The sequence below is a fragment of the Undibacterium sp. SXout7W genome, assembly GCF_049339385.1.
Classification (GTDB): domain Bacteria; phylum Pseudomonadota; class Gammaproteobacteria; order Burkholderiales; family Burkholderiaceae_D; genus Undibacterium.
Window position 1 is genome coordinate 1 of sequence record NZ_JBMPPF010000157.1, and the last position, 285, is coordinate 285.

1 pseudogene is annotated in these 285 nt (G+C 38.9%); it reads left to right on the top strand.

Features of this window, described 5'->3' with window-relative positions:
- Nucleotides 1-28: 28 nt before the first annotated feature.
- A pseudogene (locus ACO0LB_RS20910) lies at nt 29-285 on the top strand (hypothetical protein); the annotation flags it as partial.

Genomic DNA, 285 nt, shown 5'->3' on the forward strand with positions numbered 1-285 from the left:
TGATGTAGCTAGTTCCTTTGAGTTATGGATGATTCTACTCACAACATTAGCAGTGATAATCGGTGCAAGTGTAGCATATGTGATTAGTTTACGTATCCGCGACTCTGTTGGTGGAGAACCGCAAGAAGCAGCACTATTAATTGCAAAGATTGCTCAAGGGGATCTCACCACAACAATAGATTCATGTTGTCCAAATAGTATGATGGCATCTGTAGCGCTTATGCAGACGAAACTAAAATCTATTGTTGATAGTATCATTGATTCATCAGATGAGTTATCAACTCA